General features: G+C 53.4%; 13 protein-coding genes. 10 read left to right on the forward strand and 3 right to left on the reverse strand.

The annotated features are described in order from the left end of the window. Positions 1-24: 24 nt before the first annotated feature. From kce to Q2J34_RS02115, 3 genes are all read right to left on the reverse strand, one after another. Positions 25-852, reverse strand: a complete 828-nt coding sequence (gene kce, locus Q2J34_RS02105; RefSeq protein WP_004330807.1) for a 3-keto-5-aminohexanoate cleavage enzyme — start codon at positions 850-852, stop codon at positions 25-27. Positions 853-883: 31 nt separating this feature from the next. After that, positions 884-1,276: a 3-aminobutyryl-CoA ammonia lyase gene (gene kal / locus Q2J34_RS02110; protein WP_004330786.1), complete on the reverse strand. Its 393-nt coding sequence runs from the start codon at positions 1,274-1,276 to the stop codon at positions 884-886. A gap of 110 nt (positions 1,277-1,386) precedes the next feature. Further along, a complete protein-coding gene (locus Q2J34_RS02115; protein WP_013760113.1) occupies positions 1,387-2,031 on the reverse strand; it encodes a CoA transferase subunit A in 645 nt (214 codons plus the stop codon). A gap of 872 nt (positions 2,032-2,903) precedes the next feature. On the opposite strand from Q2J34_RS02115, the gene Q2J34_RS02120 reads away from it, so the two are divergent. The 10 genes from Q2J34_RS02120 (at position 2,904) to Q2J34_RS02165 (ending at position 14,694) form a co-directional block, all read left to right on the forward strand. Next, positions 2,904-3,947, forward strand: a complete 1,044-nt coding sequence (locus Q2J34_RS02120) for a glycosyltransferase (protein WP_298887793.1) — start codon at positions 2,904-2,906, stop codon at positions 3,945-3,947. Continuing rightward, positions 3,944-5,014: an EpsG family protein gene (locus Q2J34_RS02125; RefSeq protein WP_300969172.1), complete on the forward strand. Its 1,071-nt coding sequence runs from the start codon at positions 3,944-3,946 to the stop codon at positions 5,012-5,014. The genes Q2J34_RS02120 and Q2J34_RS02125 overlap by 4 nt, the downstream gene beginning before the upstream one ends. Further along, positions 5,008-6,189 carry a glycosyltransferase family 4 protein gene (locus Q2J34_RS02130; RefSeq protein WP_298887797.1) on the forward strand — a complete coding sequence of 394 codons (1,182 nt, stop codon included), beginning with the start codon at positions 5,008-5,010 and terminating at the stop codon, positions 6,187-6,189. The genes Q2J34_RS02125 and Q2J34_RS02130 overlap by 7 nt, the downstream gene beginning before the upstream one ends. 75 nt (positions 6,190-6,264) lie before the next feature. After that, positions 6,265-7,065 (forward strand): glycosyltransferase family 2 protein, encoded by an 801-nt coding sequence (locus Q2J34_RS02135; protein WP_298887799.1) that lies wholly within the window; start codon positions 6,265-6,267, stop codon positions 7,063-7,065. Then, positions 7,062-8,057: a glycosyltransferase family 2 protein gene (locus Q2J34_RS02140; RefSeq protein WP_298887801.1), complete on the forward strand. Its 996-nt coding sequence runs from the start codon at positions 7,062-7,064 to the stop codon at positions 8,055-8,057. Before Q2J34_RS02135 ends, Q2J34_RS02140 begins: the two co-directional genes overlap by 4 nt. A gap of 6 nt (positions 8,058-8,063) precedes the next feature. Further along, positions 8,064-8,732, forward strand: a complete 669-nt coding sequence (locus Q2J34_RS02145) for a sugar transferase (protein WP_298887804.1) — start codon at positions 8,064-8,066, stop codon at positions 8,730-8,732. A 157-nt stretch (positions 8,733-8,889) separates the two neighbouring features. Next, complete coding sequence (locus Q2J34_RS02150) at positions 8,890-9,477, forward strand: RNA polymerase sigma factor (protein ID WP_298887806.1); 588 nt, start codon at positions 8,890-8,892, stop codon at positions 9,475-9,477. 85 nt (positions 9,478-9,562) lie between these two features. Continuing rightward, positions 9,563-9,697 (forward strand): hypothetical protein, encoded by a 135-nt coding sequence (locus Q2J34_RS02155; protein WP_298887808.1) that lies wholly within the window; start codon positions 9,563-9,565, stop codon positions 9,695-9,697. A gap of 217 nt (positions 9,698-9,914) precedes the next feature. Next, entirely contained in the window at positions 9,915-11,909 is a 1,995-nt protein-coding gene (locus tag Q2J34_RS02160) for a urocanate hydratase (RefSeq protein ID WP_298887810.1), read from the forward strand. Between the two features lie 97 nt (positions 11,910-12,006). Further along, the gene (locus Q2J34_RS02165; protein ID WP_298887812.1) at positions 12,007-14,694 is read left to right on the forward strand and encodes a calcium-translocating P-type ATPase, PMCA-type; all 2,688 of its coding nucleotides are present in this window, start codon (positions 12,007-12,009) and stop codon (positions 14,692-14,694) included. The last annotated feature ends 53 nt before the right edge of the window (positions 14,695-14,747 follow it).

Raw genomic sequence — 14,747 nt, forward strand, 5'->3', positions numbered from 1 at the left:
ATAGGGGGAAGAATCAATATCCTTTTAGTGGCGAGGAGCCAGCGAAAGGATCTGACGAGCCTCAGCGGGGTTAGCGATCTCACGACCCAGCTCATGAGCTATGCGTGCAGCCTTAGCCACTAGCTCGCCATTGCTCTTAGCAAGGACACCCTTAGAGAGATATAGGTTGTCCTCAAAGCCGACACGTACGTGACCGCCCATGCCGATAGCAGCTGCTGCTAGAGGGAACTCGTGACGACCGATGCCGGTAGCTGTCCAGGTAGAGCCTGCGGGAATGTTCTTAACCAGCCAAGCAAGATTGTCAGCCGTAGCAGGTGTACAGCCGAAGACTCCCAGCACGAAGTTAAACTGCATAGGATCTCCAGGCACCTCACCTCTCTGAGCAAGACGCAGAATGGTGTCTAGGTGACCCATCTCAAAGCACTCGTACTCAGGCTTGATCTTATTCTCGATCATACGCTTACCGAAGGCACGCATCATGGGGATCGTGTTTTCAAAGACATCATCGCCAAAGTTGCACGTACCGCAGTCTAGCGTAGCCATCTCAGGCATCAGCTCTGTAGGCTGTAGACGCTCCTCAGCGGTCATACCTACTGCACCACCCGTCGAGGGGATGATGATCACGTCAGGGATCACCTTGTAGATAGCGTCCAGAGCCTCCTTAAAGCGAGCCTTGGACTGCGTAGGCGTACCATCGTCCTCACGGACGTGTACGTGGATGACAGCTGCTCCAGCATCGTAGGCGGACTTAGCCTCGCGTACGATCTCATCGATTGTGTAGGGGACAGCGGGATTTTGCTCTTTGGTTACCTCGGCACCGCAGATCGCTGCCGTTAGGATTAGTTTATCCATAGATAGTTACTGCTTTAGAGAGATAAATAGATTAAGACTTGCGCTGGCACTTCTTAGGCACTACACAGGTACCATGAGCACGGCATACGACGACAGGCTCCTCAAGTACATCTGCTGCAGAAGCACTGATATCGGTACGTGGAGCGATCACCTTGCGTGCCTCAAACTGCATCTGGCGTGATGAATTGCCGACCTGGGTGATCTCACCGACAGCCTCTATATAGTCTCCAGCATATACTGGAGCGAGGAACTCGACCTTGTCGTAAGCGCAGAAGAGACCCTCGTCGCCATCTTGTATGATAAGTAGCTCAGTAGCCACATCGCCAAAGAGCTGTAGCATCTTAGCACCATCTACGAGATTACCACCATAGTGCGCATCAGCACTAGACATACGTAGACGGATCATTGATTTTGGATTTGCCATTGTTTTGGGGATAATTAAAGTGATTGATTGGTCAGAGCTCCTATCTAGGAGAGTCTCCCTAGAGACCCCTGCGACAGTGCTCCGATTGTTGTATAGAGTCTCTGTGCGACTTACTCAAAGATGTAATCTACAAAGATGCCAGAGGTGTGTACCGCCTCGGGGCTGATCTGCCCTACGGGGACGATCTCATCAATCTCAGCCACGACACAGTCAGCAGCCATAGCCATCAGAGGCTGGAAGTTTTGCGTAGTACCCTTGTAGACTAGGTTACCCGTCTCGTCACCGACAGTACCCTTGATAAATGCCATATCAGCACGGAGTGGTAGCTCGAGGAGGTAGTCCTGGCCATTGATGTTGATCACTTTCTTACCATCGGCAATGATCGTGCCCAAACCCGTAGTCGTCAGGACGCCACCGAGACCACAGCCACCTACGCGGATACGCTCAGCGAGTGTACCCTGAGGGCTAAACTCGACCTCTAGCTCACCATTGTTCATCTGCTCAGCGGTCATCGGGTTTGTACCGATGTGAGAGACGATCAGGTGCTTGACCTGCTTATTGGCAATGAGACGACCACAGCCACGGTCTGGATAAGAGGTGTCGTTGACGATCATCGTGAGATCCTTGACCCCACTCTCGACCAGCACGTCGACAATACGCTCAGGAGTCCCATTAGCGAGAAATCCCCCGATCATGATAGACATACCATCGTGCAGCTTAGCTTTGAGCCCTGCCTTATCGATTGATTTTTTCATAGATCTGTGTGTTTATATATTTTGAACTTACTATCGTTGATTGTTTTTGGTCGCTCGGGGCACCACGTCTTGGCACCGCTACGACAGAGTTACTGCAGCGTGCAGCCTGCACTTGTCCTCTAGGCACAAGCATAGCGTCAGAACCGCTCGGAGCAAAGAGGATCCAAGCAATTCCCCGCCTAGCATACTCTGCGTGATACCATGAGTACCAGCCTTTATGTAGCCTCTGTCGTACAACTCTTCAAAGGTACGAAGATTTTGCGAATAATACATCTCAACTCTCCGAGCGCTCACGGCTGACGCCTTATAAACACTCTGTCAGAAGCTACACATAGCAACAAGCGAGATATAGCATAGATGAGTTCATTATATATAATGTGTCACCCCTAACCTCCGACCCCTAATCTCTAACCTCTAATCTCTATTTACACATCTTTACGGGGAAATTCGTCCGATTCCCTCCTTTCTCGAATATCCACGTGGGGAATCTCAAATCTCCACGTGGATATTTTTCTTTTTCCACGTGGGCGTGATTCATTTCTTCCGAAGTTTCATTTGATTCTTCCGAAGTTTCATTTCATTCCTCCGAAGAATTTTTTATTCCCCACGTGGGAATTTCGAAATATCCACGTGGAAATCACTTTTCCCCGACACGGCACCGCAGCGATATGTATTCGGCTCTAAATTATTGTAACAAGCCAGCATTGAATTCACCCTATTTTTTTTTGCTATTGGTTGTTGGCTGTTGGCTGTTAGCTATTGGCTAGGGGCACTAGTGGTAGTGCTCCTAGCTTCTAATCTCTAGCTTCTAACCTCTAATTTCGTATCTTTGCGGTTAAGAACATGTTGCTCATCCCTTGATTCACCTCGAGATGTCTTTACCACAAGAGCCTGCAGTAGCCCATACACCCAAGGTGTCGGTCATCGTACCTGTCTACAATGTAGAGCGGTACCTCCGTCGCTGTCTAGACAGCATCCTGGGGCAGACGATGCCTGACTGGGAGGCAATCTGCGTTGATGACGGTAGCCCTGATGGGTCGGCGAGCATCCTCGCAGAGTATGCCGAGCGTGATAGCCGCTTCCGTATCCTAACGAAGGAAAACGGCGGACTCTCCTCAGCGCGCAATGCTGGAACCGCCTGGGCGCGAGGCAAGTATGTCAACTATGTGGACTCGGACGACTTCATCCATCCGCAGACCTTCGAGCTGGCAGTGGCTCTGGCAGAGCGTGATAGGTCGGACATCGTATCGTGGGTGCCTGATATGATCTACAAGCGTCGGCTACTCCTGCGTGCTAAGCTGGGACAGCCTTATGACGATGTAGTGCCCTGGAGTATGTCTCAGCGCTACGATCTGAGTAAGGTGCATGCGGTCTGCACGACGGAGGTGATAAGGCATGCGACGAATCATCGCTGGCACGATGGTGTCACGGATCCCATCCGCTACTTCTACGCTGTACGCCATCTGATACGTCGAGAGCTAGCGGTAGAGACACCTTTTATGGAGGGGCTGAAGTTTGAGGACTTCCCCTGGTGGAGCGACCTGATGCTCCGCTCCCCACGTGTCACCATCACGCGGTTGCCACTCTACTATTACTACTATAATAAGGAGTCTATCACTAGCGCCTCGACAGAGTGCCACAAGATGACTCATTGGATCGCTGGCATCTGCCACACCTTCCCGCAGTATGCTACGACGGCATCTGAGGTTCAGCGGAGGTGCTGGGAGCAGCAATGTCTCTGGGCGGTCTTGTGCGATCGCATCTCCAAGCAACTCTATAGGGTGCAGGATGAGACAAGCCGTGCGACCCTCGTACCGCTACTGCGAGAGCTGTGGGATATGGGTGTCTTTGCGACACCCTATAACAAGCGTACGAAGTATCATCAAGGTCGCATCAAAGAGTACATAGGTCTGTGATCCCCTACATCATCTTGCTGAGCCTACTGCTCCTCTTTACGGCGCTGTACTACAGAGACCAGCGCTTCGAGGGGCTGTACCAGCTCTTCACCTTTATCCTACTGGTCGCCTTTGCAGGTCTGCGTGTCGGACTGGGGCAGGACTACGAGGTGTATGAGAACGGGTACAACTGGGTCAAGTCCGAATCCTTTGAAGCTTTTGAGCCGTTGTGGCGAGGCGTGATACTGGGGATGCACGCCGTGGGACTGAGCTTTCGCTCCTTTATGATACTTACCTCGGCCATTACGATCGCTCTATTCTTTCGGGGCATACAGCGACTCTCTATCTCCTATCCGCTGGGGATTCTCTTTTTCGTCCTTTGGGGTACTGGGTATCTAGAGACGCTCAATGGTGTGCGACAGTGTCTCGCCCTGATGATCACCTTTGCAGCTTTTCATCTCTATGTGGAGCGACGCTACTGGCGCTTCTTCCTTTGGGTGGTCCTCTCCTGTCTGGTACACAGCTCCTCGGTGATATGGTTGCTCCTCCTACCGCTGATGTCGATACGGTGGGACTGGCGCGTCTTGACAGCCCTGCTGGTAGTGACGCTTGCTGTGGGGAACCCGCTCTTTAAGGTGGTCGGGAGTGCACTGGAGCCAATACTACCAGAGCGATACGCCTTCTACATATCCACTCAGGGGTTGGACACTCATCAAGGGTGGATCAACATATTGACTCAAAACGGGATGGCGGTCCTACTACTCATCGGGTCGCTCTATCTAGATAAGGAGCGTGATCGAGTGACCTGTCTAGCGATCCTGCTCATTGCTTTCAGCAGTATGATCTACAACTGTACCCTCTCCTCAAGCGTGGCTATGCGCTTTATGTACAACCCCGGCATTATGATCTGCGTGGCACTGCCTAACGTCCTATACCGCGTAAAAGATCAGAATTATCGTATCGCCACCATAGGCGTGATGCTACTCTTTCTGATCCTGACCATGAATAGTGTGATGGATCCAGGCAGCTCCCTCCACACCTACCGCTGGATCTATGACGACTACATCTATACCCCTACACTATGGTAACCAATGAGTCTACATCGCCTAGAGCGATCGCCTTTGTGGTGAATCAGATCCGTCCGCAAGGTCCACTCTTTGTGGTGCGAGACATTGTTGCAGGACTACCTGAGGGCTACTACAAGCCTTATATCATACAGCTCTGCTCTCTAGAGCCCCAGGGCGAGGCGATGGCTGACGAACTGCAAGCGATGGGATGCGAGATCATCGAGCTGGGCTTCACACGTGGGCAGCTAGAGCTGTTTCCCCGCTCTGCAGCAAGGCTACTCGATGAGTGCCTACAGCACTACGGCATCACACTGGTGCATAGTCACACCTACCAGCCAGACATCGTCACCAGCTATCTGACACACCGCTACATACTGCTATCTACACAGCACAACATCGCTAAGCTTGACTTCACCTACGGCAAGGGGCGTCTGATCGGAGGCTATATGTGTCGTCGCTTGATGCGTGCCTTGTCTCGTCACCGTGAGGTGGTCTGCGTCTCGCACGTCTGTCGTGACTACTACCGCAAGTCACTTCCCTCCAAGGTCAGTGTCTATGTTGCTCCCAATGGGATAGACAACGAACGCTTCACGCCTCCCGTTACTCCCGCCGAAAAGGCGCAGCTACGTCATCAGCTAGCACTCCCCGAGCAAGGCTATATCATCACCTATTGCGGGGGACTCATCAAGCGCAAAGACCCAGAGCTGATACTGCGCGCTTTGCGTCGTCTGAAGAGACGTCGCCAGTTGCCGAGTGACTTACGTCTCCTAATCCTCGGCAAGGGCCCTCTAGAGAGAAGTTGCAAGCAGCTCGCGAAGCCTCTCGGTGAGCAGGTTCAGTTTGTCGGCTTTACCGATCGTGTGGCGGACTACCTAGGGGCCTCAGATGCCTTGATCACAGCTAGTCATGCTGAGGGCTTGCCACTCAATGTCATAGAGGGCGTTGCATCGGGATGCGTGGTCATTCACTCGAATTTGCCTATCTTTGGCGAGATTTTGGAGTCTGTACCACAGATGACTGCTCTACGATTTGACCTAGGAAGTGTATCTCAGTGTGCCGATTGTATACTAAAAGCACCCTCTGTTACGTTTGATAGACAAGAAGCTCTGGAGATGGGACGTCTGTATGGTCGCCAGCGCATGGCTCTACAGTACCATCGCATCTATCAGCAGCTCCTGCGAAAGTATCTTGGATAACTCATAACTAGCGTAGATAATAATTAGGTGCTAACAACTGGCTCTATAGTACTCTACAAGAGCAATGCATTCTTTGTGGAGCAGATCATTGAGGACTTCTTTCGAACGCCCTCACAGCCACGTGTTGTGACCGACAAGCGTCTCTACCTGATTGACAATTCGCCTACAGATGAGTTGCGCTTTCTAGCAGACCTGCCCGTTGGCGACGGTCGTATCTACTATGAGCATCAGCCGAGCAATCTAGGCTTTGGCAAGGCGCACAACATAGCCATACGCCTAGCCCACGATCAGGGAGCACGATACCATGTGATCATCAATCCGGATGTACGCTTTGACGAGACTGTGCTAGACACCCTGACCTCCTATATGGAGGCGCACGAGGATGTGGGACTCGTATCACCTTTTGTCTCCTACCCTGATGGTCGTCCGCAGCAACTTTGCAAGCTCTTACCCAGACCGTCGGATGTGCTCTTGCGTCGCTTCTCTTTCAGCCAGTGGGTACGCAACAAGATCAATAGGCGCTACGAGATGCATTGGCTAGACTATAGCGCACCCGTAGAGGTACCCTACCTGTCTGGTTGCTTCATGTTTACACGCATGGAGATATTGGAGCGTGTGGGGGGCTTCGATGAGCGGTTCTTTATGTATGTCGAGGATATCGATCTCTCGAGGCGCATCGGGCAGATCTCCAAGACGGTCTGTCAACCTGAAGCTAAGATCACGCATGTCCACAGCCGAGGCTCTTATCACGATGCTAAGCTCCTATGCCACCACATCTCCTCGATGATCAAGTACTTCAACAAGTGGGGCTGGTGGTGCGATGCTGAGCGCAAAGAGGTCAATGCACGCTATATTCCTAAGGAAGCGAAGCTATGAGTGTAGAACTACCCCTCTCTGTCATCATACCTATATATAATGGTGCGAAGACCATCGCCCGTTGCTTAGACTCCCTCGTCGCTATCCCTAACGCTACGACAGCCCTGGAGATCATCGTGATCAATGACGGGAGCCAGGATGAGACACTAGAGGTAGTAACCGACTACCAAGCGCAGCACCCAGAGCAGACCATCAGCGTCATCACCCAAGTCAATCAAGGACAGTCAGCCGCGCGCAATAGAGGTTTGGAGGTGGCTCAGGGAGCCTACGTATGGTTTGTCGATGCCGATGACTGGGTAGATAGTGTTGCAGCTGATTACCTTCTCTCGCTCATTGCCGAGGAGTCGTACGATATGCTCTGCTTTGGCGTACGCAATCGTAGTGAAGAGGGGGAGGTCCCCTCAGAGTGGATGGACATCTCGGTGCATGACTTCGACCAGCTCCAGTGTACCGACGGGAGAGCACTCTTGACGCAGCGCAACTTGTCGGGCAGTGTCTGTCCCTTTCTGTGGCGACGCACCATGCTGGAGGAGCATCAGGCACGCTTTATGGAGGGGTTGCTCCATGAGGATGCACTTTTCTACTGGCACTACACAGCCTTTGCCGAGCGAGTGCTACTCGTCCCTATCGTAGCTTATTACTACTACCAGAGAGCAGAGTCTACAATTCACAATCCCAACACACTTCATCTCCGAGGCATCTCTCGCCTAGAGGGCTCCTTTAGGTTGATCGAGTGCGCCAAGGAGATAAAAGATCTACACTCAGCCTACCTGACGCTAGCCTCAGACTTCTACCGAGCAGGCCTACGCATGGTCGCTCGCTATGGCAAGGTCTCCGAACTCAAAGCGTACACGCAGCGTATGGAGCAGTCAGGAGACCACAAGCTCCTCATGCGCTACGCGGGTCGTAAGGGTGCTCCGCTCATCCGTATAGCCCACCGTGCCCCCTGGCTCTTCGGCTTGATCGCTCACATACTTCCCCCTGTAGCATAGACTGGTATGTATCGTAACTATCTCAAGCGACTCCTAGATGTCATCTGCTCTTTGCTAGGACTCATCATCCTGTCGCCACTGCTTCTCGTGGTGATCGTGGTGATGTCCTTTGCCAATAAGGGGGCGGGGGTCTTCTTTTCCCAAGCACGACCTGGACGAGGTGAGCGGCTCTTTAATATGTACAAGTTCAAGTCGATGACCGATGAGCGAGACGCTGCAGGTAATCTACTCCCCGATGCAAAGCGACTGACCGCTATGGGACGGTTTATCCGCAAGACCTCCATCGACGAGCTACCACAGCTGTGGAATGTACTGCGAGGCGATATGAGTCTCGTGGGTCCTCGCCCTTTCCTGGCTACTTACCGTCAGATCCCTACGGAGCGCAGGAAGGTGGAGATCATCAGTGTCTCTATCGAGGGCAACGCGATAGAGATCACACCAGCACAGCGCGTGCGCTATGAGGTGCGCCCTGGCATCACAGGCTTATCGCAGATCAATGGTCGCAACAATCTGAGTTACCAGCATCGCTTTAAGTATGATGCGTGGTATGTACGTCACCTCTCCTTGGCACTAGACCTCAAGATCCTCTTCAAGACAGTCGGCCTAACGCTCCGGATGAAAGATGTCTCCTCAGCAACGGGTGAGACCTCTGAGATATTTACTGGAGAGGACTAAAGCACCCCACGCCTTCTTTTATTTTGACCCTAAAGCTCCTCGTGATTTGCATATCTCGGGGAGATTTGGTTACTTTGCGGTGTAATAGTAATCACAAAGTAATCACAGCCTATAGGATAGACAGCTACCTTTTATAAATACAAAGGATACTCTCTATATGACCACACTCCGTACGTGCAGCGACGATGAGCTCGTCTGCCAATATTGTGAGGGCTGTGATAGAGCTTTTGCAGAGCTCCTCCGTCGGTACGAAACTGACATACATAACTATATCTATCTGACTATCGCTGATAGCGATGTCGCTGACGATCTCTTTCAGGAGGTCTTCATCAAGGTGATGCGTACCCTAAAAGATGGTAAGTACCATGCCAAGGGCAAGTTCAAAGCTTGGCTCCTGCGCCTGACACACAATATGATGATGGATCACTTCCGCCAGGAGAAGCGGACACTCTACGTGACCAACTACGATACCAATCAGCAGATCCTCGACCTGACACCTGCGAGTGAACTCCCAGAGGACTTCTTCGATGATCAGGAGGCACTCTACCACCAAATATCGCTCTGTGTAGAGGATCTACCCGAAGCACAGCGAGAGGTACTCAAGATGAGGATCTATGAGGACATCCCCTTTAAGGAGATCGCAGAGCGCACCGAGGTAAGCATCAGCACAGCCCTCGGACGCATGCGCTATGCTCTGATCAATCTGCGCAAGATGGTACGAGAGCGCAATATTGCGCCCGTCTAAGCGTTTAGTCTGTGTAAGGGGATTTCGCAAGCTGTAGCCTATAGGGCTGACAGCATCGCCCTCCCCACCACAAGACTAGACGACTATGGATATACGACTACCCTATCTCACCCCCACAGAGCTCTCTCAGGCTCTAAAGGATGCCGCACAAGCGAGACGCTCCACGCATCATCAAGAGATGATACAGCACCTACTCGAGCTAGCCCAGAGTGGTGCGTAAAGACTTCTATCTACAGGCAGCAATCGACTGTTGCCCCACACCTTCCCCTTAAGACATACTTCAAGCGAGCTGACTAGTACTCTCAGAGAGAGGCTAGACGGCTCGCTTCTTTTATGGCGTCTGGTGACGCCCATTTCGGTTGAAAATCGTTATGTCTCCATATCAGCGAGTTTTAGTATCTTTGTGGGACACGAAATTAAGATTACAACCAGTAAATATGAAGAGAACCTGTAAGTTTACGCTTGATGCTACACTGCCCAAGTACCCCACCTTTGAGGAGGGCATCCGTCGAGCACCGGATAGGGGCTACAGCTTGACCCCTGCACAAACACGTGTGGCACTACAGAATGCGCTGCGCTATGTACCTAAAGAGCTCCACGCTGAGCTAGCACCCGAGTTCCTCAAGGAGCTCAAGGAGCGTGGTAAGATCTACGCTTATCGCTATCGCCCCGAGGGTGATCTCAAGGCGGGTCCTATCGATAGCTACAAGGGCAAGTGTATCGAGGGTAAGGCCTTCCAGGTGATGATCCACAACAACCTCTCACACGCCGTAGCGCTCTACCCTTATGAGCTGGTCACCTATGGTGAGACAGGTCAGGTGTGCCAAAACTGGCTCCAGTATCGCCTCATCATCAAGTACCTCGAGGAGCTCACGCAGGATCAGACACTTGTCATCGAGAGCGGACACCCGCTGGGACTCTTCGCTTCGCACCCCTCAGCTCCTCGTGTCATCATCACAAACTCGATGATGGTCGGTCTCTATGACAATATCAAGGACTGGGAGATAGCTGCTCAGATGGGCGTCGCCAACTATGGTCAGATGACCGCTGGTGGCTGGATGTACATCGGACCACAGGGTATCGTACACGGTACGTTCAATACGCTGCTCAACGCTGGTCGTCAGCAGCTACATATCCCGAGCGGTGGCAACCTCGCTGGCAAGCTCTTTATCTCCTCTGGTCTAGGCGGTATGAGTGGTGCACAGCCTAAGGCTGCCGACATCGCAGGTGCTACCTCTATCACGGCTGAGGTGGATATGTCTCGCATCATGACTCGCTACAATCAGGGCTGGGTCAAGCATATCGCTGAGACGATCCCTGAGGCGCTTAAGCTTGCTGAGCAGGGGATGAAGGCTGGTGAGCCTTGCTCTATCGCTTACCACGGTAATGTGGTCGACCTGCTGGAGTACTGCGTCGAGCACAATGTACATATCGACCTACTCTCCGACCAAACGAGCTGTCACGCTGTCTATGAGGGTGGTTACTGCCCTGTCTCGCTTACCTTTGAGGAGCGCACGGATCTGCTGGCACACGACAGAGAGCGTTTCTGCCAAGAGGTGGACAAGGGTCTACACCGTCACTACGAGGCTATCAAGGCTCTGGTGGCTCGTGGCTCTTACTTCTTTGACTATGGTAATGCCTTTATGAAGGCTTGCTTTGATGCTGGCATCCAGGAGATCTCTCGCAATGGCGTAGACGACAAGGATGGCTTCATCTGGCCAAGCTACGTAGAGGACATCATGGGTCCTGAGCTCTTTGACTACGGCTATGGTCCATTCCGCTGGGTATGCCTCAGCCACGACCATGAGGATCTGATCAAGACCGATCACGCCGCTATGGAGTGCATCGATCCGGATCGTCGTGAGCAGGATCGTGACAACTATATATGGATACGTGACGCTGAGAAGAATCAGCTCGTCGTCGGTACCGAGGCGCGTATCCTCTACCAGGATGCTGCGGGTCGTCTGAAGATCGCCCTCAAGTTCAACGATATGGTACGTCGTGGCGAGGTCGGCCCGATCATGATCGGTCGTGACCACCACGATGTGAGCGGTACGGATAGCCCCTTCCGTGAGACGTCCAACATACGTGACGGTAGTAACGTCATGGCCGATATGGCTGTCCAGTGCTTTGCGGGCAACTGTGCTCGTGGTATGAGCCTCGTCGCTCTGCACAACGGCGGTGGCGTCGGTATCGGCAAGGCGATCAACGGTGGCTTTGGTATGGTCCTCGATGGTAGCCGTCGTGTCGACGAGATCCTCCGTCAGGCTATGACGTGGGATGTCATGGGCGGTGTCGCTCGCCGTGCGTGGGCTCGCAATGAGAATGCGCTGTCTACCTCTCGCGAGTTCAACGAGGAGCACTCTGACCTCTACCACATCACCATCCCCTTCCTCGTGGATGACGCTCTCCTTGATGAGGTGCTGAAGTAAACCCTCATCGAGCACAACGAAAAGCCTCGCCTCTCTAAGAGCACAGCTTAGGGGGGCGAGGCTTTTTTCCGTACTTTTGCCAAGTACTCACGGACTAATGGAAGAAAGACACCACTATATAGGACTAACGGATGCGCAGGTTCTGGAGAGCCGCAAGAAGCATGGCGCAAATATCCTGACACCCCCTAAGAAAGCACCGCTATGGCGGCAGTTCTTGGAGAAATTTGCCGATCCGCTCATCATCATCTTGCTGATTGCAGGCGGACTATCTATCGGCATCTCCTGCTACGAGTACTTTAGGCTGGGAGAGGGTGCCGAGGTCTTCTTCGAGCCGGTGGGTATCTTCGTGGCGATCCTGCTCGCCACGGGGCTTGCCTTTTACTTTGAGCTACAGGCAGACAAGGAGTTCACCATCCTCAATCAGGTGCATGACGACGAGCTGGTGACCCTCATCCGCAATGGCAACGTGACGCAGGTGCCACGCCGGGAGGTGGTCGTGGGCGACATCGTACGCCTAGGCACTGGCGAGGAGGTGCCAGCCGACTGCCAGCTACTTGAGGCGACGATGCTACAAATGGACGAGTCTACCCTCACGGGAGAGCCATTCTGCAACAAAAGCGTTCATCCCGAGGAGTTTGACAAGAGTGCTACCTACCCGACCGATCAGGTGATGAAAGGGACCAAAGTGATGGAGGGGCACGGCATCTGCGAGGTCCTCGCCGTGGGCGACAAGACGGAGCAGGGCAAGGTGTTCGAAGCGGTTCAAATCGCGGATGACGTCAAGACCCCGCTGAGCGAGCAGCTCGACGGTCTGAGCAACTGGATCACTTGGGTGAGCTACGGCATCGCAGCCCTCATCGTCATAGGGCGTGTCATCGTTTACCTAGTCGCCAATGGCACCGACCTCTTCGGTTCTCTAGAGCAGGTGACACCTTTCTTTGCCTACATCTTGCAGACCTTGATGATTGCTGTGACGCTCATCGTCGTGGCAGTGCCAGAGGGCTTGCCGATGGCGGTGACGCTGAGTCTAGCCTACAGTATGCGTCGCATGCTACGGACCAACAACTTAGTGCGCAAGATGCACGCCTGCGAGACGATGGGCGCGACGACCGTCATCTGCACCGACAAGACGGGTACGCTGACGCAAAACCAGATGAGTGTCGACGAGATGAAGCTCTACGGCGACACCCCTCAGGATCTACTCCACGAGGGCATTGCGGTCAATTCAACCGCTTCGCTCGATCTCTCCGACCCCGCCAATCCACAGGTACTGGGCAATCCAACGGAAGGCGCTCTGCTCCTATGGCTTCACGGTCAGGGCGTAGACTACCGCTCTTTGCGAGAGGAGGCAGAGACGATGGCTGAGGTGCCCTTCTCCACTGAGCGCAAGTACATGGCGACACTCGTTGAGTCGCCTGCATCGCAAGGCCAGCAGGTACTCTATATTAAAGGAGCCCCCGAGATCGTCTTCGACCTATGCGCTGAGTCTGCTGTGAGCCGTGAGGAGCTGGAGCAGCAGTTGGCCGAGTATCAGCATCGTGCCATGCGTACGCTAGGCTTTGCCTACCAATTAGTTGAGGAGGGCGACTCGGTGATTGTATCTGGTCAATTGACCGCCAGCAAGCTCCGCTTCATCGGCGTAGTCGCCATTGCCGACCCCGTCCGCATGGAGGTGCCCGCTGCGGTGCAGGAGTGTGTCCATGCTGGAATCGATGTGAAGGTGGTCACGGGCGACACCTCCGGCACGGCACGCGAGATAGCTCGTCAGATCGGTCTGTGGGACGACAGCCGAGATGGAGCAAAGAGCATCATCACGGGGCCAGACTTCGCAGCGCTCTCTGACGAAGAGCTCCTAGCTCGTGTCAACGAACTGAAGATTATCTCTCGAGCGCGTCCGATGGACAAGAAGCGACTCGTCGAGGCGCTCCAAAACAATGGTCACGTGGTGGCTGTCACGGGCGATGGGACCAATGATGCGCCGGCTCTGCGTGCGGCACACGTGGGGCTCTCCATGGGCGATGGCACGAGCGTTGCCAAGGAGGCGTCTGACATTACGATCATCGACAACTCCTTTACCAGCATCGGCAAAGCCGTCATGTGGGGACGCTCACTTTATCAAAACATTCAGCGCTTCCTCCTCTTCCAGTTGACCGTCAATGTGACCGCCTGTCTACTGGTTCTCTGTGGAGCCTTTATGGGTACGGAGTCCCCGCTGACCGTCACGCAGATGCTTTGGATCAATCTGATCATGGACACCTTTGCCGCGATGGCGCTCGCCTCGCTACCACCCTCTGAGAGCGTGATGCGGGAGAAGCCACGAGACCGCAACGCTTTCATCCTCAACAGCCCGATGCTGCGTGAGATCATCGGTGTGGGGGGCTTCTTCTTTGCGATGCTACTAGTGCTGCTCTATATCTTCCAGCGCACCGATGTGACGCAGCTGACGGACCTGCTCACGATGCAGCTCGGCCCCAAGGGACATGTCTCAGCGTACGAGCAGACGCTCCTCTTTACCATCTTCGTGATGACGCACTTCTTCTACATCTTCAATGCGCGCGCCTTCGAGACGGGGCGCAGTGCGCTTCACTTCAAGGGGTGTCGCGGACTGCTCACCATCGTTGCGATCATCCTCATTGGTCAGATAGCGATGGTCGAGATGCCAGGGATACAGCAGTTCTTCAACGTGACAGGGCTCAAGCTTATCGACTGGGTCATCATCTTCGTCGGCTCCTCGCTCGTCCTCTGGGTACGTGAGCTGTGGCATCTCGTGACGAGTAGAGGTTAGAAGCTAGAGATTAGAAGTTAGAGATTAGGCCCTAGAGGCACTAGCACTCCGCA

Source organism: Porphyromonas vaginalis (assembly GCF_958301595.1).
GTDB lineage: Bacteria > Bacteroidota > Bacteroidia > Bacteroidales > Porphyromonadaceae > Porphyromonas > Porphyromonas vaginalis.

What these genes read in the sequence shown, in the direction of transcription:
- kce (WP_004330807.1), bottom strand. Translation starts at nt 852, where the DNA reads ATGGATAAACTAATCCTAACGGCAGCGATCTGCGGTGCCGAGGTAACC.
- kal (WP_004330786.1), bottom strand. Translation starts at nt 1,276, where the DNA reads ATGGCAAATCCAAAATCAATGATCCGTCTACGTATGTCTAGTGCTGAT.
- Q2J34_RS02115 (WP_013760113.1), bottom strand. Translation starts at nt 2,031, where the DNA reads ATGAAAAAATCAATCGATAAGGCAGGGCTCAAAGCTAAGCTGCACGAT.
- Q2J34_RS02120 (WP_298887793.1), top strand. Translation starts at nt 2,904, where the DNA reads ATGTCTTTACCACAAGAGCCTGCAGTAGCCCATACACCCAAGGTGTCG.
- Q2J34_RS02130 (WP_298887797.1), top strand. Translation starts at nt 5,008, where the DNA reads ATGGTAACCAATGAGTCTACATCGCCTAGAGCGATCGCCTTTGTGGTG.
- Q2J34_RS02140 (WP_298887801.1), top strand. Translation starts at nt 7,062, where the DNA reads ATGAGTGTAGAACTACCCCTCTCTGTCATCATACCTATATATAATGGT.
- Q2J34_RS02145 (WP_298887804.1), top strand. Translation starts at nt 8,064, where the DNA reads ATGTATCGTAACTATCTCAAGCGACTCCTAGATGTCATCTGCTCTTTG.
- Q2J34_RS02150 (WP_298887806.1), top strand. Translation starts at nt 8,890, where the DNA reads ATGACCACACTCCGTACGTGCAGCGACGATGAGCTCGTCTGCCAATAT.
- Q2J34_RS02155 (WP_298887808.1), top strand. Translation starts at nt 9,563, where the DNA reads ATGGATATACGACTACCCTATCTCACCCCCACAGAGCTCTCTCAGGCT.
- Q2J34_RS02160 (WP_298887810.1), top strand. Translation starts at nt 9,915, where the DNA reads ATGAAGAGAACCTGTAAGTTTACGCTTGATGCTACACTGCCCAAGTAC.
- Q2J34_RS02165 (WP_298887812.1), top strand. Translation starts at nt 12,007, where the DNA reads ATGGAAGAAAGACACCACTATATAGGACTAACGGATGCGCAGGTTCTG.